Annotated in this window: 20 protein-coding genes; 5 read left to right on the top strand and 15 right to left on the bottom strand. The window is 66.1% G+C overall.

The features are described 5' to 3' along the window. Nucleotides 1-143: 143 nt before the first annotated feature. Nucleotides 144-1,961 carry a DUF885 family protein gene (locus tag JHC57_RS02035; protein WP_294028217.1) on the bottom strand — a complete coding sequence of 606 codons (1,818 nt, stop codon included), beginning with the start codon at nt 1,959-1,961 and terminating at the stop codon, nt 144-146. Nucleotides 1,962-2,149: 188 nt separating this feature from the next. Between JHC57_RS02035 and JHC57_RS02030 the strand changes: the two genes are divergently transcribed. From JHC57_RS02030 to JHC57_RS02015, 4 genes are all read left to right on the top strand, one after another. Further along, a complete protein-coding gene (locus JHC57_RS02030) occupies nt 2,150-2,383 on the top strand; it encodes a hypothetical protein (RefSeq protein WP_294028215.1) in 234 nt (77 codons plus the stop codon). 199 nt (nt 2,384-2,582) lie between these two features. Further along, the gene (locus JHC57_RS02025) at nt 2,583-3,170 is read left to right on the top strand and encodes a hypothetical protein (protein WP_294028213.1); all 588 of its coding nucleotides are present in this window, start codon (nt 2,583-2,585) and stop codon (nt 3,168-3,170) included. 132 nt (nt 3,171-3,302) lie between these two features. Then, the gene (locus tag JHC57_RS02020; protein ID WP_294028212.1) at nt 3,303-4,037 is read left to right on the top strand and encodes a response regulator; all 735 of its coding nucleotides are present in this window, start codon (nt 3,303-3,305) and stop codon (nt 4,035-4,037) included. Then, the gene (locus JHC57_RS02015; RefSeq protein ID WP_294028210.1) at nt 4,034-5,380 is read left to right on the top strand and encodes an ATP-binding protein; all 1,347 of its coding nucleotides are present in this window, start codon (nt 4,034-4,036) and stop codon (nt 5,378-5,380) included. The genes JHC57_RS02020 and JHC57_RS02015 overlap by 4 nt, the downstream gene beginning before the upstream one ends. Here the strand turns inward: JHC57_RS02015 and JHC57_RS02010 are convergent. From JHC57_RS02010 to JHC57_RS01975, 8 genes are all read right to left on the bottom strand, one after another. Then, a complete protein-coding gene (locus JHC57_RS02010; protein ID WP_294028208.1) occupies nt 5,377-6,177 on the bottom strand; it encodes a thioesterase family protein in 801 nt (266 codons plus the stop codon). The genes JHC57_RS02015 and JHC57_RS02010 overlap by 4 nt on opposite strands. A 7-nt stretch (nt 6,178-6,184) precedes the next feature. Further along, complete coding sequence (locus tag JHC57_RS02005) at nt 6,185-7,351, bottom strand: saccharopine dehydrogenase NADP-binding domain-containing protein (RefSeq protein ID WP_294028207.1); 1,167 nt, start codon at nt 7,349-7,351, stop codon at nt 6,185-6,187. A gap of 72 nt (nt 7,352-7,423) precedes the next feature. Then, nucleotides 7,424-7,936, bottom strand: coding sequence for a DoxX family protein (locus JHC57_RS02000; protein WP_294028205.1), 513 nt, complete (start codon nt 7,934-7,936; stop codon nt 7,424-7,426). 69 nt (nt 7,937-8,005) lie between these two features. Next, nucleotides 8,006-9,727: a cellulase family glycosylhydrolase gene (locus tag JHC57_RS01995; protein ID WP_294028203.1), complete on the bottom strand. Its 1,722-nt coding sequence runs from the start codon at nt 9,725-9,727 to the stop codon at nt 8,006-8,008. Nucleotides 9,728-9,808: 81 nt separating this feature from the next. Continuing rightward, on the bottom strand, nt 9,809-10,363 hold the full coding sequence (gene dcd, locus JHC57_RS01990) for a dCTP deaminase (protein ID WP_294028201.1): 555 nt from the start codon (nt 10,361-10,363) through the stop codon (nt 9,809-9,811). A 39-nt stretch (nt 10,364-10,402) separates the two neighbouring features. Continuing rightward, nucleotides 10,403-10,861, bottom strand: a complete 459-nt coding sequence (locus tag JHC57_RS01985) for a cytidine deaminase (protein ID WP_294028199.1) — start codon at nt 10,859-10,861, stop codon at nt 10,403-10,405. Continuing rightward, nucleotides 10,858-11,613 carry a GH25 family lysozyme gene (locus tag JHC57_RS01980; protein ID WP_294028197.1) on the bottom strand — a complete coding sequence of 252 codons (756 nt, stop codon included), beginning with the start codon at nt 11,611-11,613 and terminating at the stop codon, nt 10,858-10,860. Before JHC57_RS01980 ends, JHC57_RS01985 begins: the two co-directional genes overlap by 4 nt. Before the next feature lie 2 nt (nt 11,614-11,615). Continuing rightward, nucleotides 11,616-12,113: a UPF0262 family protein gene (locus JHC57_RS01975; protein WP_294028195.1), complete on the bottom strand. Its 498-nt coding sequence runs from the start codon at nt 12,111-12,113 to the stop codon at nt 11,616-11,618. A gap of 131 nt (nt 12,114-12,244) precedes the next feature. Here JHC57_RS01975 and JHC57_RS01970 point away from each other — a divergent pair, with 131 nt between their 5' ends. Next, nucleotides 12,245-13,756, top strand: coding sequence for a replicative DNA helicase (locus JHC57_RS01970; protein WP_294028194.1), 1,512 nt, complete (start codon nt 12,245-12,247; stop codon nt 13,754-13,756). Between the two features lie 6 nt (nt 13,757-13,762). On the opposite strand, the gene JHC57_RS01965 is transcribed toward JHC57_RS01970, so the two are convergent. The 6 genes from JHC57_RS01965 to astD all read right to left on the bottom strand — a co-directional run bounded on the left by JHC57_RS01965 (nt 13,763) and on the right by astD (nt 19,244). Beyond that, the gene (locus JHC57_RS01965; RefSeq protein WP_294028192.1) at nt 13,763-14,551 is read right to left on the bottom strand and encodes a phosphoadenylyl-sulfate reductase; all 789 of its coding nucleotides are present in this window, start codon (nt 14,549-14,551) and stop codon (nt 13,763-13,765) included. Beyond that, nucleotides 14,544-14,966: a DUF934 domain-containing protein gene (locus JHC57_RS01960; RefSeq protein ID WP_294028191.1), complete on the bottom strand. Its 423-nt coding sequence runs from the start codon at nt 14,964-14,966 to the stop codon at nt 14,544-14,546. The genes JHC57_RS01965 and JHC57_RS01960 overlap by 8 nt, the downstream gene beginning before the upstream one ends. After that, nucleotides 14,959-16,593 carry a nitrite/sulfite reductase gene (locus JHC57_RS01955; protein WP_294028190.1) on the bottom strand — a complete coding sequence of 545 codons (1,635 nt, stop codon included), beginning with the start codon at nt 16,591-16,593 and terminating at the stop codon, nt 14,959-14,961. The genes JHC57_RS01960 and JHC57_RS01955 overlap by 8 nt, the downstream gene beginning before the upstream one ends. Before the next feature lies 1 nt (nt 16,594). Then, nucleotides 16,595-16,891 (bottom strand): DUF2849 domain-containing protein, encoded by a 297-nt coding sequence (locus JHC57_RS01950; RefSeq protein ID WP_294028189.1) that lies wholly within the window; start codon nt 16,889-16,891, stop codon nt 16,595-16,597. Next, a complete protein-coding gene (gene cobA / locus JHC57_RS01945; RefSeq protein ID WP_294028187.1) occupies nt 16,879-17,676 on the bottom strand; it encodes a uroporphyrinogen-III C-methyltransferase in 798 nt (265 codons plus the stop codon). The genes JHC57_RS01950 and cobA overlap by 13 nt, the downstream gene beginning before the upstream one ends. Before the next feature lie 122 nt (nt 17,677-17,798). Continuing rightward, on the bottom strand, nt 17,799-19,244 hold the full coding sequence (gene astD / locus JHC57_RS01940) for a succinylglutamate-semialdehyde dehydrogenase (protein WP_294028186.1): 1,446 nt from the start codon (nt 19,242-19,244) through the stop codon (nt 17,799-17,801). Nucleotides 19,245-19,353 lie beyond the last annotated feature (109 nt).

Here is a 19,353-nt window from a genome sequence, read left to right as displayed (position 1 = left end):
AAAGTTTTGCGTGGCGGGAACCATCGGGGACCCGTCGCGTTTCATTTATCTGCTTGATCGAAAGAACGAGTGGAATTTGACTTCTGTCTTCGGACGAAGTCTAGGGAGCCCCGCCGCAGAAATGCGACGGGGCTTACCCGTTTCTAGGCCGGAAAGGCCGCGCGGACGCGGCGTTCGAGTACCGCAAGCGGGATGCGTCCCGCCCCCAGCACCACATCGTGGAAACGCTTGACGTCATAGCCCGGGCGCTTCGACACTTCATCGCGCGCCCGGCTGATTGCGATCTGGCCGACCTTGTACGCGCACGCCTGCCCCGGATAGACGATGTAGCGGTCGATCTCGGTCCGCGACGCGCTCTCCGAGTTCGAGGAATTCTCGACCATATAGTCGATCGCCTGCTCGCGGCTCCACCCCATCGAATGGAGGCCGGTGTCGACGACGAGCCGCGACGCGCGAAACGCATAGGAGGCAAGATAGCCGATCTTGCCGAGCGGGTCGTCCTCGTACATGCCGAGTTCGTCGGCCACCTGTTCGGCATAAAGGCCCCAGCCTTCGCCATAGGCGGTGACCGATGCGGCCTGGCGATAGAGCGGAAGGTCGGCATCCTCGAACTTCAGCGCCCCCTCGAACAGATGTCCCGGCGCGCCTTCGTGATACGCCAAAGTGGGAAGCGTGTAGCGCGGCCATTCGGCGGTATCGCGGAGGTTGATGAAGAAGATGCCGGGGCGCGAGCCATCGGGGGTGCCCGCCTGCGCCGACCCGCCGGGCGCGCCGATCTCGATCTCGGGCGGCACACGGCGGATCTCGTAAGGGGCCTTGGGCAAGCGGGTGAAGACCTGCGGCAGGCGGGTGCGGACCTTGCCGAGCAGGCCGTTCAGATAGGCGAGCATCTCGGCGCGCCCGCCGTCGTCATTGGCGAAGAGCTGGCCCTCGGCCTTGCCGAGCGCGTCGAGCCGCTCGCGGATGCTGCCCTTGGTATAGCCCTGAGCCTTCAGCAGCACGTCCATTCGCGATGTCAGGTCGGCCACCTGTTCGCGGCCGATACGGTGGATTTCGGCAGCGCCGAGGTCGGTCGTGGTGTGCTGCGCGAGCGTCGCGGCATAATAGGCCTCGCCATCGGGGAGCCGTGCGACGCCGGCGTCGTTCCCCGCGCGCGGCAGAAGTGCGGTCAGCGCGTCGATCTGGCGCGTGAGCGCCGCGCGGATCGGCCCTTCGAAGATCGCCGCCGCGCGCTCGCCATAACCCGAAAGACCGATCGCGGCGCTGCGCCGCGTAATCGAGGCGACCAGCGTCTTGCCCGCGACGTCGCCGTCACGGAGGCGGCCAAGCTGTTGCAACGCCTGATCGAGGATGAAGCGCGGCGCGACGACCCCCATCGCGGCGTTGGCCCTGACGATTTCGGTGTCGGCGTCGAACAGCGCGGGGATCGCCTGCAGACGGAGCATATAGGCGTCGGCATCGGCCCGCGTCGCGACGGGGTGCTGGCTGTCGAGGAAGGTGCTGACCCCCGTGTAGAAGCCGCCGAGCTGGGTGACGCCATAGGGGCCGGGGCGGTGGCCGAACCCGCCCGTGTGGTAAGTGAAGCGCGCGAGCCGCTGGCGCGTGACAAGGTCGAATTCGGCGCTGTCGTGCGCGATGCGGGCCACATCGCCCAGCGTATCGCCCTTGATCGCGCGGACCGCGGCGAGGTCGCTGTCGATCTGGCGCGCCCGCGCGGCGCGCGCAGCGGGCGACCAGTCGGGAAATTTCGCGCGGAGCGCGGCGCGATCGCCGGTATCGATTCCGATCGAGGTCGCGCGCGTCGGGTCGTCGCGCAGCCCCTGTTCGAATTGCGCCGACAGCAGCGCGTCGAGGCGCTCATCGGGGCTTTCCTGCGCCGCGGCCGGACCCGCGAGTCCCGCGACGGCAAGGCCGCCCATTGCTGCGATAATGGTCCGGCGATCGGGTCCGGCGTCGGTCATGCGATTCTCTCCTGTCGATTTTCGAGGGAGCCTAGAAGCGCCGCGCGGGCGCAGCAACATGCTGTCGTACAGCAAGGTTTTGGTCGGAACGGCCGGGTTCCGCGACGAATGCGGCGATGGCGCGGATCGATCGGCCGCGCCCGTTCGTAGATCAGGCGCGGTAGGGAATCCCGGCAATGGAGAATGACATGCAGAGGATCAAGAAGGCGGCGATATCGTTTGCCGCGCTATCGATCGTCGCCGCGCCGGTTGCGGCATCGGCGGCGTCAGGTGCCGCCGGCGCCGCGTCGGTTACCGCGGGCCAGAGTCAGCTCGAAGGCAATTCGAGCTGGATTATCGGGCTTGTCGGCCTGTTGGTCGGTGTCGGTGCGATCATCCTGATCGCGGAAGATGACGAGGATTCGCCCGTCAGCCCGGGCTAAAGCGACAACGGGCGGCTGCGCATGGTTTTGGCCAGCGCAGCCGTTTCCGCTTGCCGCCAAATGAACGGCCGACCGTTTCTGCGACATTTTGCGACAATTTTTCGTTCATCCGGCAACGGGCTGGGACAAATGGAGCCCAGAACGGCTTCATCGGGACCCCGTTCTCTCCCCCGGCAGGTCCCCTGAAGGAGTTCGTGACGTGAACAGGAAGATTGTTTTTCTGACCCTGGGTGCCGCGCTCGTCGCCGCGCCCGTTCTGGCCGCCCCCGGCGGTGCCGACCGCAATGCGACCCAGACCCGCGCCGAGGTGCAGACCAAGGCTGCGGAGATGTTCGCCAGGATGGACGTCAACAAGGACGGCAAGCTCGACGCCGCCGATCGTGCCGCGAAGCGTGCCGAAATGCAGGCGAAGATGTTCGAGCGGCTCGACGCCGACAAGGACGGCAGCATCAGCAAGGCCGAGTGGGACCAGCACGGCGCCGACCGGGCGGCGAAGCGCGGCGAGAAGCGCGCCGACGCCGGTGCCGCCGGCGAAGGCAAGCGCCACGGCATGCGCGGCCATCACGGCAAGCGCGGCGGCCATCATGGCATGATGATGGGCAAGGCCGACACAGACGGCGACAAGGCGATCAGTCAGGCCGAGTTCCAGACCGCGGCGCTCGCGCGCTTCGATGCGGCCGATGCGAACAAGGACGGGCAGGTGACGCCCGAGGAACGCAAGGCGCAGCGCGGCGCATGGCGCGCCAAGCGCGGCGGCACGGCTCCGGCCGCGCCCGCCGGCGAATAAGCGATTTGGCAGGGGCCATCAGGTAACGACAGGCCATCCCCCTCCCGGCATTGCCTTTGCCGCCGGTCCCTGCCAGCTATCGCCCACCGGTCCCCGCGGCCGGTGGGCGAACCAGCATCTGACGGAAACATGATGAGCGATAGCGATATGCCCCGTATCCTGCTGATCGACGACGAACCGTCGATCCGCGAGCCGTTGGGCGAATATCTGACCGCGCAGGGCTTTGCGGTGACCGACGCCGCGAGCGCCGCCGAGGCGCGCTCGGTGCTCCGCGCGCAGTCGGTCGATCTGGTCGTCAGCGACATCATGATGCCCGGCGAGGACGGTCTGTCGCTGACCCGCCATCTGCGCGAGACGAGCAGCATTCCGGTGATCCTGCTGACCGCGCGCGCCGAGGATACCGAGCGGATCATCGGGCTGGAAATCGGCGCCGACGATTATGTCGTCAAACCCTTCAATCCGCGCGAGCTGGTCGCGCGCATCCGCACCGTGCTGCGCCGCACGCAGCAGGGCGGACGCGCGCTCGACGGCGGTGGTACCTGCTATGTCTTTGGTGACTGGGTGCTGCGCGAGGTCGAGCGCGTTCTGGTCGACGGCGAGGGCAATGAGGTCGCACTGTCGTCGGGCGAATATCATCTGCTTCACGCGCTGGTCCGCCATCCGCGGCAGGTGATGAGCCGCGACCGGCTGCTCGACATGGTGCGCGGGCGCGAGGCCGATATCTTCGATCGCGCGATCGACAATCTGGTCAGCCGCCTGCGCAAGAAGATCGAGGTCGACGCCGCGCACCCGCAGATCGTCAAGACGGTGTGGGGCGGAGGCTATACGCTCGCCTGTGAGGTCAAGCGGATGGGACCGCCCGCGTGAAATTGCGCCTGTGGCCCCGGAGCCTGATCGGACAGCTCGTATTCGCGGTCGCGGTGATGCTGTTCGTCGCGCAGGCGGTCAATTTCGTCCTGCTCTCGCGTAGCCAGAAACAGCAGACGCTGGCGCATGGGGGCGGTATGGCGGTGGCGCGGATCATCGACGCGATGGACCGGCAGCAACGCGGCCTGCCCGACGCCGAAGGCGGACACGAGGACCGGCGCGGTTCGCGGCGCGAGCCGAAGCTGTGGGTCAACGCGGCGCCGCCGCCAGTGCCGCGGCGCGCGGTGCCGCTTCCCGATCTTGCCGCCTATGTCGGTAACCTGCTGACCGAAGCGAATATCCCGACCGAAGAGGTGCAGGCCTGGGCGCTGCCGCAGCGCCCGCGCCTCGGCCGGACGCGATTGCCCGGACGCACGGTGCTGGTCGCCGCCAAGATCGAGGGGCGCTATTATGGCGTGCGCAGCCGCGTCCTGATGGGCGGGGCGCGATTGCAGGGATTCCTCGTCTGGCAGACATTGTCGCTCTATCTGCTGCTGCTCGTTCCGGTCATGGTGATCGCTTGGCGCGCGGCGCGCCCCCTTCGCGACCTGACGCGCGCCGCACGGGCGAATCCGGCGACACGCGACACGCCGCCGCTCGACGAGGAGGGGCCGTCGGACGTCCGCGACCTGATTGCGGCGTTCAACGCCTATCGCGCGCGGATCGCGACGATGCTGTCGGACAAGGACCGGATGCTCGGAGCGGTCGGGCACGACCTGCGCACGCCGCTTGCGAGCCTGCGCGTGCGTGTCGAGCAGATCGACGACGAGGCGCTGCGCGACAAGATGATCGCGAGCATCGAGGAAATGACCGCGATGCTGACCGACATTTTGGCGCTTGCGCGGTCGGGCGCGGGAACCGAGCTGCCCGAGCGGATCCCGCTTCGCGAACTGATCGGCGAGCTCGCCGCCGACTATCGCGAGCGCGGCCAGGACGTCACGATCGCCAATGTCGCCGACGTCGCCGTCGTCGCGCGGCCGATGCTGCTGAAGCGTGCGCTGCGCAATCTTGCCGACAATGCCGTGGCCTATGGTACGCGCGCGCGGCTGTCGGTCGCGGGCGAAGGCGCGCGCGTGCGAATCATCATATCGGACGATGGCCCCGGCCTGACCGACGAGCAGATCCGGACGCTGATCGAGCCCTTTGCCCGCGGTGAGCAGTCGCGCAACCGGGCGACCGGTGGTGCGGGGCTGGGTCTGTCGATCGCGCGCGATATCGCCGAAGGCGAGGGTGGAACGCTGACGCTGGCCAACCGGGTGGACGGCGGGCTCGATGCGGTGATCGAACTGCCGCTGGTCGCCTAGGCGTAGATCGCGATCGCCTGACTGCCGCTGAGGACCGGTTCGCCGGCGCGGTTCCACAGCATCATGTCCTGCACCGACAGACCAAGTCGCGCGTAGCCGGTCTTCGCCGACAGCAGCCACCAGCCGTCGTCGGTTCGCGGGTTGCCGGTGAGCATGTTCACGGTCCAGTTCATCGAGCTGATCGGCCCGAACTGGCTGAACAGCGCCATCGCCGCGGGCGGCAGCGCATCGCCCATCGCGAGCAGCGCGACCGCGGGGTGACATGCGGGCTCCTCGACGAAGCGCACCCATGTCAGATATTCGCCGACCTCGCTCTTCCACGCAAAGCGCGGGCCGGTGGTCGGACGCATGTCGAAATGGCGCGTGAAAGACGGGCGCGCGTGATGCTCGGGAACCGGCTCGAGCGTTTCGGGATCGGGGACGTCCGGCATGGCGAGGCGGTTGTGGTCGAGATGGCTTTCGCGGTCGCCCGAGAAGGCGAAGACCGCCGCGGTACCGAAACCCTGATCGCTCGACACGCCGGCGTCGATGAACAGCGAGGATTTCGACTGGCGCAACACGCGCGTTTCGACGGTGCAGTCGCCGCCAACGGGGCCGACGAAACTGATCTGCGCGTAGCGGAGCGGCGTTTCGGTCGGATGGAGCGCCATCGCGCCCGCGAGCGCGACGGCCGAGCTGATCCCGCCATAGGCGGTGCGGCCCTGCATCCAGCCTTCGTCGATATGAACCCTGGCCACACCGCCTTCGGTGCGCAGCGTCGAAAGCAGCGCGTCGAGCGCGCCGGGGGAGGTCGTCATTCGGTTCCTATTCCTCGATCCGGAAAGTCAGTCCGGCGTTGGCGGTCAGGCGTTCGATCAGCGCGTCGCCGAGCAGTGCGCCGGGGGTCCAGACTCCCCCCGCGCCCTTGTTTTCAAGCAGCGCGATGCCCGTTTCGGCGAGCATCTTCGACGTCGAGCCATAGCCGGGGTCGCGGTCGCCCTGAACGCTGGCGCGGACGCTCGTGCCGTCGGGATATTCGCCGACGAAGAGGATGTCGTAGAAGCCGTTCTCGCGCTCTTCCTTGCTCGGGCCTTCGCCGGGCTTGATGCTCGGGTCGAACGGGTTCGCCTTCGCCATCGCTTCGGCCATCGCCTTGCCCGCGTCGCCGATCGTCGTCATCACCATCTCGTCGTACACGAGATCCTCGCCCCATGGATGGCCGAGCAGGAAATTGGTGCGGTGGACATTCTTGGTGTTGATCGGCGCCATGACGAAGGGTGCGGTCCAGGTTCCCGTTGCGCCGTCATATTCCGGGATCAGCCCGGTCGGCTGCGAAGGGCCTTCGAACCCCGGAGTCAGGGCGAAGCTGGATTTGAGCAGGAGGGCGAGCGACGGTTTCTTCGCGATGGCCTTGAGCGTTTCGGTGAGGCTGGCGATCGTGCCGCCCGACGCCCCGCCCGCCATCTTGCGCACGCGGCCCTTGACGCGCGGGGCCGGCCTGCCGTGGCGCTTCACCGCCTCGGCCTGGAGGAAGGAGACGCCGAGGTCGAAGGGGATCGAATCGAACCCGCAACTGAAGGTGATGCGCGCGCCCGACGCCCTGGCTGCGGCTTCATGTTCGTCGATCATCCCGCGCATCCAGCCGGGCTCGCCGCACAGGTCGGCATAGGCGGTGCCCGCCCGGACGCAAGCGGCGACGAGTTCGTCGCCGTAGAGCTGGTAAGGGCCGACGGTGGTCAGCACGACCCTGGTGCTTTCGGCCATCCGGTCGAGGCTCGCCGGATCGCTCGCGTCGGCGACGATCAGCGGGGTTTCTTTCCCGGCGCCGATGAGGTCGCGAACCTCGGCGAGCTTGTCGAGGCTGCGCCCCGCCATCGCCCACCGGGGCGCGTCGTTGCGGCCCTTGTAATGGTGCGCGAGATATTCGGCGACGAGGCGGCCGGTAAAGCCCGTTGCGCCGTAAACGACGATGTCGAGATTGCGGGACGCCATGGCAAACCCTCCCTTTACGTAAACGTTAAGTGAAGGCTAGCGCAGACGGCCCGCAATGCCAAGCGCGAAGGTCTATCGGCGCCAGAAAGGGCGTTTTTCGACCACGGCCGGCGTCCCGACAGCTTCGGCGCGGCCCTCGGCGCGTGCGGCGCGCAGTTCGGCGTCGGTCGCATGTGCTTCGGCCCGATGCGCGGCAAGTTCGTCGCGGCGGCGCGCGCGCAGCGCGTCATAGCTCCAGCGCGTGTGGCCATAGCCGAAGAGACAGAGCAGGCCGCCCGCGATCGCAAGGTTCTTCATCGCCGCCATCGCCTGTACGGGATCGGTAAATTCGCGGTGGAAGAAGAGGATCGTCAGCAGGACGAAACCCGCGAGCAGGATCGACCAGAGCCGCGTCGCGATCCCCAGCGCGAGACAGATGCCGGCGATCAGTTCGAACAGGCCGGTGGGAATGGCGAGACCGCCGGGCAGGCCCGCGGCGGAAATCATTGCGCTGGTGTCGTTTGCGTGGATCAGCTTGTTGACCCCGGATACGACGAAGATGACGGCGATGAACAGGCGACCGAAAAAGACGGCGATCATGGACATGGCATAACTCCACTGCGCGCCCCGTCCGCTGTGCAGAGAGGACGCGCGGGGAGGAAATGGGTTCCCGTCCTAGCGCGGGGTGAAGATCAGTCCGGCGACCTCGCAATCGCCGCAATCGAGCGCACGGAGCGTCGCGGCGCCGGGGCCGGCGGGCAGGTCGACGTCGGCGAGCCTGACCACCTGCCAGGCGGTGCCGGCCGGAACGGCAACACCGTGCTCGTCGATCCCGATGCGGCCACCCTTCGCCGAGCGCACGCGCGCGGAGACGCTCCAGCGGCCCGCTTTTGCGACATTGGCGCTGTAGCGCATGAATTCGCCCGTGACGAAATCGCTGACATAGGGCGTCCCGTCGGCTTCGCGAGCGATATCGACGCCGTCGTTGCGCCAGGTCGTGCCATTGTTCCACGGCGTCCGCTCGCCGCCGGTCGCGACATGATAATTGGCATCGACGCTGTCGTGATAGGCGACGCCCGGCGGGCCGAAGTCGTAGTCGGCGGCGGCGATCTCCAATGGTTTTGCGCCCAGCGTGCGAGCGACAAAGGGACGGTAGCTCGCGTCATGCGGCTGGCGGAACATCGCGTCGATGACGTCGGGTTTCGGGATATTCCTGTCGAACCGCGTGTTTGCGGCGAGCTGCATCATCGCGGCAAACGCTTCGTCCGCGCCGGGCTTGGGACCCTTGCCGGTCATCCACGCCACGATCTTCATCCAGCCGTCGCCGGCGACGATCTCGAGCGGCTGGTTGAAACCGATCTTCTTCAGCGGCCAGAAGTTCCAGCCGATGCCGTCGCCCTCGACCAGTGCGATCGCGTCGCGGTACCAGCCATTGCTGTTCTCGCCCGACTCGCCGAGCCAGATCGGGCGGTCATAGCTGGTGCGCAGCGCCCTGATCTCCGCGATGCTCGCCGCGTCGTTGCGGTTCCAGTATTTGTGGAAACTCAGCGCCATATTGGCGTCCCACGCGGGGGGCAGGCCCTTGTAATTATTGCCCCAGCAATTACCCTCCACGATCACGACATGCTTTCGGTCGACCGCGCGGATCGCCTTGGTGATGCGCCGTTGCAGCTCCCAGATCGCCTTGTTCCCGGTCTCGTCGCAGCCATTGCCCTTGCCGGGGGTCGCAAAGCTCCAGTTGGGTTCGTTGATGAGGTCGTAGGCGCCGATCCACGGCTCGTCCTTGTAGCGCGCCGCGAGCTTGCTCCACAGCGCAACGGTCTTGCGCTGGTTCTCCTCGCTTTGCCACAACGACGGCCTGGCGGGGTCGCGATCGGATATGGCGAGGTCGTTGCCTTGGCCGCCGGGCGCGGCATGGAGGTCGAGGATCAGCCAGATGCGGTTCGCCTTGCTCCATTCGAGCAGGCGGTCGATGCGCTGAAACCCTTCCTCATGCCATGTGTCCTCACCGGCGTTCGGTTCCTTGTCGGCGGGCAGGGTGAGCTGGTCGAAGTGGATCGGCAGGCGTACCGAATTGAAGCCCCATTTCGCCATCTGGTCGATGTCGGCGCGGGTTGTGTGGTTGTCGAGCCAGGCGCGATAGAAGGTCGCTGTGCGCTCCTCGCCCACGAGTTCCACCAGTTTGGCGCGGATTTTATGCTGCTGCCCGACCTCGCCGAGCTTCAGCATATAGCCTTCCTGGAGCATCCAGCCGCCGAGCCCCATTCCGCGAAGGATGACCGGCTTGCCCGATCCGTCCACGATCTGCGTTCCTTCGACCTTCAGAAAGCCGTCGGCATGCGCGGCGGTGGAGGAAAACAGCGCGACGAGAGCGAATGCGACAGCACGGAAGTTCATGACCTCGTCCCCATGTTATGATTTGTGGGAACGTTATCAATTTTCGTGCGCGGAGCAAGCGGGATGGAGCAGGTCGCGGTATCAAAGCCTGGGCAGCGTGACGCCCTTTTGCCCCATATATTTGCCCGCGCGGTCGGCATAGCTCGTCTCGCACGGCTCATTGCCCTGCAGGAACAGGAACTGGCACGCGCCTTCGTTGGCATAGATCTTGGCGGGCAGGGGGGTGGTGTTCGAGAATTCGAGCGTCACATGGCCTTCCCAGCCGGGCTCGAGCGGAGTGACGTTCACGATGATGCCGCAGCGCGCATAGGTCGACTTGCCGAGGCAGATGACGAGCACATCGCGCGGAATGCGGAAATATTCGACCGTGCGGGCGAGCGCGAAGCTGTTCGGCGGGATGATGCACACGTCGGTCTCGCGGTCGACGAAATTCTTGGGATCGAATTCCTTGGGGTCGACCGTGGTTGAATCGATGTTCGTGAAGATCTTGAATTCGGGCGCAACGCGCGCGTCGTAGCCGTAGGAGGAGAGGCCGTAGCTGATGCAGCCGTCGCGACGCTGCGCCTCCACGAACGGTTCGATCATGCCCTGCGTCCGGGCGGCTTCGCGAATCCAGCGGTCTGAAAGAATGGCCATGCGTGTCTCTTGTAAGGGCGGTGCGTTTTGCGCAAGCGGTCAGTCGATGAGGCCGAGATCCTTGGGTCCGAAAGCGGCGGGAAGCAATTCGCTGAGCCGGTACGTCTTGACGGCGGTGCCGTCGCCAGAGGCGCAGTGGACGAGGATATCGGTCTTCGAGCGCTCGGCGGCTTCGTTGAGAATCTGGCGACAGCGGCCGCAGGGGTTGACCGGGGCGCCGCCGAGCAGCGCGTCGCCGTCGGGACGCCCGCCGACGATCGCGACCTCGGCGAGTTCGCCGATCCAGCCTTCGTTGGCGATCTTTGCCACCGCCGCGGTCTCGGCGCAGAGGGTCAGGCCGTAACTCGCATTCTCGACATTGGCGCCGGTCACGACATCGCCGTTCCTGAGCAGTAGCGCGGCACCGACGTGAAAGCCAGAATAGGGCGCATAGGCGCGGCTCGCGGCATCGCGCGCCGCGTCGATCAGCGCGTCGCGGTCGTTCGAGGTCTCGGTCATCGCATCTCTCCTTGCGGGCGCAGCACGTTCCAGCCGACGGGCCCCTCGGCGCCCGGGACGCGCACATAGTCGTTCGCCTGCCACATCGCCCAGGGATGCGCGCCATAGTCGGGCTCGAAGAAATCGCGGCGAAGCCAGGTGGTGCGCGCGATCCCCCGCGTTACCTTGTAATCGCTCTCGAATGCCGGGCCGGGCGCGATCAGGCTCCGCTTGCCCATATGCGCCTCGATCTGGGCGAGGAAGGTCGCGAGTTCGGAGAGCAGGAGTGCGCGCGTCGGCCGGTCGGGGCAGCGATCGTCATAATCGAGCCAGACGACGGCGGGCAGCGCGTCGGCGCGGCGCGGGACGTGGCGGATGAAATTGGCGGCCTGATCGGTCGCGAGCTGGCAGAGGCTGTAGCGGTGGATCGCGCCCGCCTGAATCCCCGCATCGCGCGCGCCGGCCATGTTGCGCGTGAATTCGGGGTCGATGCCGGCCGACCCGTCGGTTGCCATGACATAGGCGAATTCGGCGCCGGCGGCCTTGATCGAGCCCCAATGCACATCGCCGTTGCGCGCGTCGATCGTCACGCCTTGTGTCGGATAGATGGCACGGTCGGGCGTCCAGCGCGCAGCCCACCAGAGCGCAAGTCCTGCGGCAAGCAGCAGCACCACGATCGCGGCGCCGATGCGGCGCAGCGTGCGCGTGATCGTGGCGCGCCACGTGGCCAGCGTCCGCGCTGCCTTTCCGCCCCTGATCGCCCCCGCCCGCATCTTCAGCCCTTGATGTGCAGCACGCAGATCAGCGTGAACAGCCTGCGTGCGGTCGCGAAATCGACAGCGATCTTGCCGTCGAGCCGGTCCATCAGCATCTCCGCCGCCTCGTTGTGGAGGCCGCGGCGCGCCATGTCGACGGTCTCGATCTGCTGCGCGGTCGAGGTCCTGATCGCCTGATAATAGGAGTCGCAGATCGCGAAATAGTCGCGGATCGGGCGACGGAAACGTCCGAGCCCCAGGATGATCGCCTCGAGCGGCGAGCTATCTTCGCGGCTGATTTCAAAGATCAGGCGGCCTTCCTCGACACGTAACATCAAGCGGTAGGGACCGGCATAGCCATCGGGGTGACCGCGCTGCGGCACGAACTTGTTATCCTCGATCAGATCGAAGATCGCGACGCGGCGTTCCTGCTCGACGTCGGGATTGCGCCACACGATCGACCCTTCGTCGAGCTCGACCGAAATGATCCGCTGTTTGGAGGGGGCTGCGTCGCTCATGCTGTCCGTGCTTCTACTTGGCCGCGAGCGAAGGGCAAGGGGGAGGACTTATTCACAGCAACCCACAACTATGATAGCTTCGCCGGTATCGCCTGTTGCGCCGCCGGGGGCGGCATCGCATGAAGGTCGCCATGCCAGAACTAGCCTTGATTCCGACCCCGGCCAACGCCGGGGATGAACGCCAATTACCCCGCAATATCGAGGCCGAGGCCGCGTTTCTGGGCGCGATCCTGATCGACAACCGAGTCGTCGAGGATTTGCCCGTTGCGCTCAATCCCGACCATTTCTTCGAACCGCTCCACGGCCGTATCTTCCAGCAGACGATGGCGCTGATCGAGCGCAACAGCATCGCGACGCCGGTGACGCTGAAACCCTATTTCGAGGCCGACGAGGCGATGAAGGCGGTCGGTGGGGTCGGTTATCTCGCGCAGCTCACCGGCAGCGGCGCCGGGCTGATCGGCGCGCGCGACTTTGCGCGGCAGATTTTCGACCTCGCGCTGCTCCGCGAACTCGCCGGCGTCGGGCGCGCGCTCGTCGACAATGCGCTCGATACGAGCGAGCGCGTCGACCCGCAGGCGCAGATCGAGGAGGCCGAAACCGCGCTCTATCGCGTCGCGGGCGGCGAGGCCGAGATGGGGTCGGTCAAGAATTTCAGCCAGGCGAGCCTGACCGCGCTGCAGGCGGCCGAGCGCGCGCTGAATTCGGGCGGGCACCTGTCGGGGATCACGACCGGGATCGCGAGCATGAACGCCAAGATCGGCGGCATGCACAATTCGGACTTGATGATCCTCGCGGGCCGTCCGGGCATGGGCAAGACATCGTTCGCCACGAACATCGCATATAACGCCGCCGAACGCTGGCGTCGCGACGAGGAGGACGGCATCCCGCCCGAGAAGAATATGGGCGCGAAGGTCGCCTTCTTCAGCCTCGAAATGTCGGCCGACCAGCTCGCGACGCGCGTGCTCGCCGAGCAATCAGGGGTGTCGGGCGAGGCGCTGCGCATGGGCAAGATCAGCAAGGAGCAGTTCCAGCAGCTGTCACGCGCAGCACAGGCGCTCCAGACGCTGCCGCTCTTCATCGACGATACGCCCGGTCTGACGATCGCGGGACTGCGCACGCGCGCGCGGCGATTGCAGCGGCGCCACGGCATCGGCTTCATCGTCGTCGACTATCTCCAGTTGCTGCAGGGGTCGTCGAAGAGCGGCGACAACCGCGTTCAGGAAATTTCCGAAATTTCGCGCGGTTTGAAGACGCTGGCGAAGGAACTGCATGTACCGGTGATGGCGCTGTCGCAGCTCAGCCGTCAGGTCGAAAGCCGCGAGGACAAGCGTCCGCAGCTCTCCGACCTTCGTGAATCGGGCTCGATCGAACAGGACGCCGACATGGTGCTCTTCGTGTTTCGCGAGGATTATTATGTTGCCGCGCGCGAGCCCAAGCGTCCGGTCGAGGGCGACGATGTCAAGATCCACGCACAGCACGAGGAATGGGCGGCCGAGATGGAGCGCGTCTTCGGCCTGGCCGAAGTGATCGTCGCCAAATCGCGTCACGGTTCGACCGGCAAGGTCCGCCTGCACTTCGAGGCGAAGACGACCAAGTTCAGCGACCTTGCCGACGACAGCATGGCATATGACGATTATGAATAGAGCCGCCTAGAACGCCGGATCGTTCGCCGGGTCGTCGTCGATCGGCGTCACCGCTTCGTGAATGCCGCATTCGGTCTTGTCCCAACCGCGCCAGCGGCCCGAGCGAGGGTCTTCGCCCGGCTGGACCTTCGACGTGCAGGGCGAGCAGCCGATCGACGGATAGCCCTCGGCCTCAAGCGGGTGTCGGGGCAGGTCGTGCGTCTCGAAATAGGCGTCGAGCGCTTCGCGCGTCCAGTTGGCGAGCGGATTGAACTTGAGGCGGCCGGTCGCGCCGTCGAGCTCGAAGCGGGCTAGGCCCTGCCGCGTCGACGACTGGAAGCCCTTGCGCCCGGTGATCGAGGTGTCGAAGTCGGTCAGCGCCTTTTCGAGCGGCTTCACCTTGCGGATTTCGCAGCAGCCGTCGGGGTCGTAGGACCAGCGCAGCTCGGTCGCGTCCTTCTTTTTCAGGTCCTCGGGATCGGGCGTCAGATTGACGATGTTGAGCTTCAGCCTCGCGGCCAGCTCGTCGCGATAGGCGAGCGTTTCGGGGAAATGCTTGCCCGTGTCGAGGAACAGCACCGGCATGTCGGGCGCGACGCGGCTGACGAGATGGAGCAGCACTGCGCTTTCGGCGCCGAAGCTGGAGACGATCGCGGTCTCGCCGAGCAACCCCGCGCCGATCACGCTCGCGACCACCTCGGCGGCGTCCTGGCCGCGGAAGAGGTTGTTGAGGCGGATGACATCGGCCTGCGTAAAGCGCGGCGCGACGTCGATCCGGTCGCGGGTGCGGTCTTCGGGTACGGATTTGCTAGCCATGCCGCAGCTTCCAGATCGGCACCGCCTCGTCGGTCGCATTCTGATAGACGTGCGAATAGCGGTTCAGTGCCGCCTCGACATCGGCGGGATTGAGCGAATGCTGCGACACGAAGCTGTCGAAGCCGCAGCGCCGCATGAAGAAGAGCAGATCGATCAGCACGTCGCCTTCGGCGCGCAGTTCACCCTTGTAGCCCGCCTCGCGCAGGATGCGCGCGCTCGAAAAGCCGCGCCCGTCGCGAAAGCGCGGGAAGGAGATTTCGATAAGCTGCAGCCGATCGAGAAAGGGGATCAGCCGCCGGGCATCCTCGCCCGCCTCGAGCCGCACGGCGGTCGCGTCGGGCTGTTCGAGAAATGCGTCGAGAGTGACCGCCGGCTCTTCGTGCGGCTGGTCGTCACGGTAACGGAAATCAGCCATAAATGGCCTCCTTGAAGGGATCGAGGCCGACGCGGCGGTAGGTATCGAGGAAACGTTCGCCGGGCTCGCGCAGCTCGCGATAGCGTTCGACGGTGCGCTCGACCGCATCGACGATCCCGGCTTCGTCGAAGCCCGGTCCGGTGATCTTGGCCTGCGACGTGTCCTCCGCCCCCGAGCCGCCGAGCAGCAGCTGGTAATTCTCCGTGCCTTTGCGGTCGACGCCGAGGATGCCGATCTGGCCGGCATGATGGTGACCGCAGGCGTTGATGCAGCCCGAAATCTTGATCTTGAGCTCGCCGATATCGAGCTGGCGCTCCATATTCGCAAAGCGTTCGGAGATTTTTTGCGCGAGCGGGATCGAACGTGCGTTGGCGAGACTGCAATAATCGAGCCCCGGGCACGCGATGATGTCGGTGACGAGGTCGAGGTTGACGCTCGCGAGACCCGCGGCGTCGAGCGCCTGCCACACAGCGTAGAGGTCGGCCTTGCGGACGTGCGGCAGAACGAGGTTCTGCGCATGTGTCGCGCGGATTTCGTCGAAGCTGTAACGCTCGGCGAGGTCGGCGACGATATCCATCTGCTCGGCGGAAATGTCGCCGGGGATGCCGCCGATGGGCTTCAGGCTGATGTTGGCGATCGCGTAACCCGGCACCTTGTGGGCCACCACCTGCCGGTCGACCCACAGCGCGAAGTCGGGATCGCTGCGGTCGATTTCGTCACCGAGGCCCGTTTCGAACGGCGGTGGCGTGAAATAGGCCGCGATACGGTCATATTCGGCCTGCGGAAAATCGGTGGCGAGCGCGAGGAAGGTCTGGAATTCCTCCTCGACCTGACGGCGGAACTCTTCTTCGCCGAGTTCGTGGACGAGGATCTTCATCCGCTGCTTGTGAATATTGTCGCGCCGCGCGTGGAGGTTCCAGACGCGCAGGATCGCCTGCAGATAGGAGAAAATCTGCTGTGCGGGCAGGAAGTCGCGGATCTTGTACGCGATGAACGGCGTGCGCCCCATGCCGCCGCCGGCATAGACTTCGAAACCTTCCTCGCCCTTGCCGTTGCGGACGATGCGCAGTGCGCAGTCGTGCCAGCGCAGCGCCGCGCGATCTTCGGGGGCAGAAATAACCGCAATCTTGAACTTGCGCGGCAAATAGCTGAATTCGGGATGGAAGGTGGTCGCCTGACGGATCAGCTCGGCCCACGGACGCGGGTCGCAGATCTCGTCGGCGGCGGCGCCCGCATATTGGTCGGCCGAGATGTTGCGGATGCTCTCACCGCTCGTCTGGATCGCGTGCATCTCGACCGTCGCCAGTTCGGCGAGAATGTCGGGCGCTTCTTCCAGCTTGATCCAGTTGTACTGGATGTTCTGTCGCGTCGTGAAGTGGCCGTAACCGCGGTCATATTTGCGCGCGATGTCGGCGAGCTTGCGCATTTGCACCGAATTGAACGTGCCATAGGGAATGGCCACGCGCAGCATATAGGCGTGGAGCTGGAGATAGAGGCCGTTCTTCAGCCGCAGCGGCTTGAACTGGTCGTCGTTGATGTCGCCCGCGATGCGGCGGCGCACCTGATCGCGGAATTCCTCGACGCGCGCATCGACCATGCCCTGGTCGTACTTGTCATATTGGTACATGTCAGATCACCCAGTCGCCTGCCGTCGGATCGGCCGGTTTCAATGTCAGGTCGGGGCGCACGGTGGGGCCGAGCGCGCGGATGCGGTCCTTGATATGCGCGGGGCGCGGCCCTTCGGGGGTCGCCTCGGCATCGACGATATAGCCGCCGTTGACGCGCCGCGCGCCATCCTCGGCGGCGAGCACCGCCTCGCCATGTTCGCCGACGTCCACGGCGTCTTCCACATGGAGCGACCAGTCGTGGCCGGTCCACCAGATGACAGCTCCTGATTTCAGGTCGTTGCCGGTCAAGATTCGCATGCAATATCCTTCAGGGAATGGACGACGCCGGGAGCGCCGAGGCAGTCGAGCGCATCGGCGCGCGCCGCGACCTTGCCGACGATAATCAGCGCGGGGCTGGCGACCTTTTCGCGCACGACGAGGTCGCCGAGATCGGTGAGGAGGGTGCGGAGGACACGCGCGTCCCTGGTGGTGCCGCGTTCGACGACGGCGACCGGCAGAGCAGGGGATACGCCGTCGGCGATCAGCTTGTCGGCGATGGCCGATGCTGTCGCGAGGCCCATGTAGATGACGAGCGTACGGCCGTGACCCGCAAGCCCCGACCAGTCCTGATCGGTCAGATCCTTGCACTGGCCTGCGACGAAGCTGACCGCGCTCGCATCCTCGCGGTGGGTGAGGGGAAGCCCCGCCTGCGCCGCGCAGCCCGCCGCAGCGGTGATGCCGGGGACGACCTCGACCGCAACGCCCGCCGCGCGTGCCGCGTCGAGTTCCTCGCCGCCGCGCCCGAAAATGAAGGGATCGCCGCCCTTGAGGCGCACGACCTGCTTTCCGGCCTGCGTTTCGCGGACGATCAACTCGTTGATCAGCTCCTGCTTCATCGTGTGGCGGCTGCGCTGCTTGGCGACACTGATCCGTTCGACATGCGGCGGGATCAGCGCGAGTACGCCTTCGCCGACGAGCCCGTCATGCACGACGAGATCGGCGCTTGCGAGCAGGCGCGCAGCACGCAGCGTCAGCAGGTCGGGATCGCCGGGGCCGGCGCCGACGAGCCAGAGCTTGCCCGCGGAAGGGAGAGGCTTTTCCATGCAGGATAGATGATCGCGCCGGCCGTGATTGGCAAAACAGGCTTTATTGACGATGGTGAAGGTAAAATTGCCAGCCGATTGTCGCCGCGCACCATCGCGGGCGTAGCGAAGCCACGACGTACCTAGAGATACTTCTTCGTCACCAGCTGCAATCCTTCGGGATCGCGCAGCCCGACGCCGATCGAGGCGCGCATCGCGTCGCTTTCGGACGATGCGACCGGATAGGCGCAATAGTCGGCGGCGTAGAAGGCGCTCGGCCGGTGATTGCCCGAAAGGCCGATGCCGCCGAAGGGGGCGGCGGACGAGGCGCCGTTGGTCGGGCGGTTCCAGTTGATCACGCCCGCGCGTGCATTGGCCCAGAACTGGTCGTAGAGTTGCGGCGTGCCCCCGATCAGCGAAGCCGACAGACCGAAGGCCGTGTTGTTCGCCTCGGCGATCGCGGCTTCGAAACTGTCGACGCGGACCACCTGGAGCAGCGGGCCGAACAGCTCGATATCCGGGCGCTCGGACATCGCGGTCACGTCGATGATTCCGGGCGTCAGGAAAGGACGGCCGGCGACCGGCCGCGCCATATGGCGGATCACCTTGCCGCCGTTCGACATGAGGATCAGGAAGCTTTCGGTCAGCCCGTCGGCCGCCTCGTTGTCGATTACCGGCCCCATATAGGGTGCCGGGTCGGCGTGTGGATGATCGACGATCAACCGGTTCGCCAGATCGCACACCTCTTCGCTCAGCCTGTCAGCGAGCGTGTCGCGGACGATCAGCCGCCGCGCGTTGCTGCAGCGCTGTCCGGCACTGAGGAAGGCCGACTGCACGACAATGATCGCCGCAGTGCGGATATCGGCGGTATCCCACACGACGATCGGGTTGTTGCCGCCCATTTCGAGCGCGAGCATCTTGCCCGGCTGGCCAACGAACTGGCGGTTGAGCGCGAGGCCGGTGCGCGCCGATCCGGTGAAGAGCAGGCCGTCGATGCCTGTGTGGCCCGCGAGTGTCTTGCCCGTTTCGGGGCCGCCGATGACAAGGCGCAATACCTCTGGCGGCACGCCGGCGCTGTGGAAGAGCTCGACGAGCTTCGCACCGACCGCGGGAGTCTTTTCGGACGGCTTGAACACGACCGAATTTCCCGCGATCAGCGCGGGGACAATGTGGCCGTTGGGCAGGTGCGCGGGGAAATTATAGGGGCCGAGTACCGCGAGCGTGCCGTGCGGCTTGTGGCGCACCGCGTTGCGCAGTCCCATTGCGCCCTCGATGCGGCGATTGGGCGTACGCTCGGCATAGGCCTTGACCGAGATGTCGACCTTGTTCGCGACCGATTCGACTTCGGTCCGCGCTTCCCACAGCGGTTTGCCGGTTTCGCGCGCGATCAGGTCGGCGAGCGCTTCGCTTTCGGCCTTCACCCGGTCGGCGAAGCGGCGCAGCGTTTCGGTACGGAAGGTGACGGGCTTCGACGCCCATTCGGGCCACGCGCGCCGGGCGATTTCGACCTCGGCATCAACATCGCTGACCGGCCCGCGCCAGAGCTCTTCGCCGGTTGCGGGTTCGAAGGAAATCAAAGGCTCGCTCATGGTCGTCCGCGTCTTATCGGCGAAAGCGGGCAGGGGCAACCTGCGCCGCATCGGTGCCACGGATTGCTTGCGCCGCGCGGCGCGGTTGGCGATAGACAGGATCGAGTCC

It is taken from the genome of Sphingopyxis sp., assembly GCF_016463645.1.
In the GTDB taxonomy this organism is placed as follows: Bacteria; Pseudomonadota; Alphaproteobacteria; order Sphingomonadales; family Sphingomonadaceae; genus Sphingopyxis.
This window is presented reverse-complemented; position numbering and strand designations above follow the sequence as displayed.

What these genes read in the sequence shown, in the direction of transcription:
- JHC57_RS01980 (WP_294028197.1), bottom strand. Translation starts at nt 11,613, where the DNA reads ATGCGGGCGGGGGCGATCAGGGGCGGAAAGGCAGCGCGGACGCTGGCC.
- JHC57_RS02010 (WP_294028208.1), bottom strand. Translation starts at nt 6,177, where the DNA reads ATGACGACCTCCCCCGGCGCGCTCGACGCGCTGCTTTCGACGCTGCGC.
- JHC57_RS01985 (WP_294028199.1), bottom strand. Translation starts at nt 10,861, where the DNA reads ATGACCGAGACCTCGAACGACCGCGACGCGCTGATCGACGCGGCGCGC.
- JHC57_RS01970 (WP_294028194.1), top strand. Translation starts at nt 12,245, where the DNA reads ATGCCAGAACTAGCCTTGATTCCGACCCCGGCCAACGCCGGGGATGAA.
- cobA (WP_294028187.1), bottom strand. Translation starts at nt 17,676, where the DNA reads ATGGAAAAGCCTCTCCCTTCCGCGGGCAAGCTCTGGCTCGTCGGCGCC.
- JHC57_RS01950 (WP_294028189.1), bottom strand. Translation starts at nt 16,891, where the DNA reads ATGCGAATCTTGACCGGCAACGACCTGAAATCAGGAGCTGTCATCTGG.
- dcd (WP_294028201.1), bottom strand. Translation starts at nt 10,363, where the DNA reads ATGGCCATTCTTTCAGACCGCTGGATTCGCGAAGCCGCCCGGACGCAG.
- JHC57_RS01960 (WP_294028191.1), bottom strand. Translation starts at nt 14,966, where the DNA reads ATGGCTGATTTCCGTTACCGTGACGACCAGCCGCACGAAGAGCCGGCG.
- JHC57_RS02020 (WP_294028212.1), top strand. Translation starts at nt 3,303, where the DNA reads ATGAGCGATAGCGATATGCCCCGTATCCTGCTGATCGACGACGAACCG.
- JHC57_RS02035 (WP_294028217.1), bottom strand. Translation starts at nt 1,961, where the DNA reads ATGACCGACGCCGGACCCGATCGCCGGACCATTATCGCAGCAATGGGC.
- JHC57_RS01955 (WP_294028190.1), bottom strand. Translation starts at nt 16,593, where the DNA reads ATGTACCAATATGACAAGTACGACCAGGGCATGGTCGATGCGCGCGTC.
- JHC57_RS01995 (WP_294028203.1), bottom strand. Translation starts at nt 9,727, where the DNA reads ATGAACTTCCGTGCTGTCGCATTCGCTCTCGTCGCGCTGTTTTCCTCC.
- astD (WP_294028186.1), bottom strand. Translation starts at nt 19,244, where the DNA reads ATGAGCGAGCCTTTGATTTCCTTCGAACCCGCAACCGGCGAAGAGCTC.
- JHC57_RS02030 (WP_294028215.1), top strand. Translation starts at nt 2,150, where the DNA reads ATGCAGAGGATCAAGAAGGCGGCGATATCGTTTGCCGCGCTATCGATC.
- JHC57_RS01975 (WP_294028195.1), bottom strand. Translation starts at nt 12,113, where the DNA reads ATGAGCGACGCAGCCCCCTCCAAACAGCGGATCATTTCGGTCGAGCTC.
- JHC57_RS02005 (WP_294028207.1), bottom strand. Translation starts at nt 7,351, where the DNA reads ATGGCGTCCCGCAATCTCGACATCGTCGTTTACGGCGCAACGGGCTTT.
- JHC57_RS01965 (WP_294028192.1), bottom strand. Translation starts at nt 14,551, where the DNA reads ATGGCTAGCAAATCCGTACCCGAAGACCGCACCCGCGACCGGATCGAC.
- JHC57_RS02000 (WP_294028205.1), bottom strand. Translation starts at nt 7,936, where the DNA reads ATGTCCATGATCGCCGTCTTTTTCGGTCGCCTGTTCATCGCCGTCATC.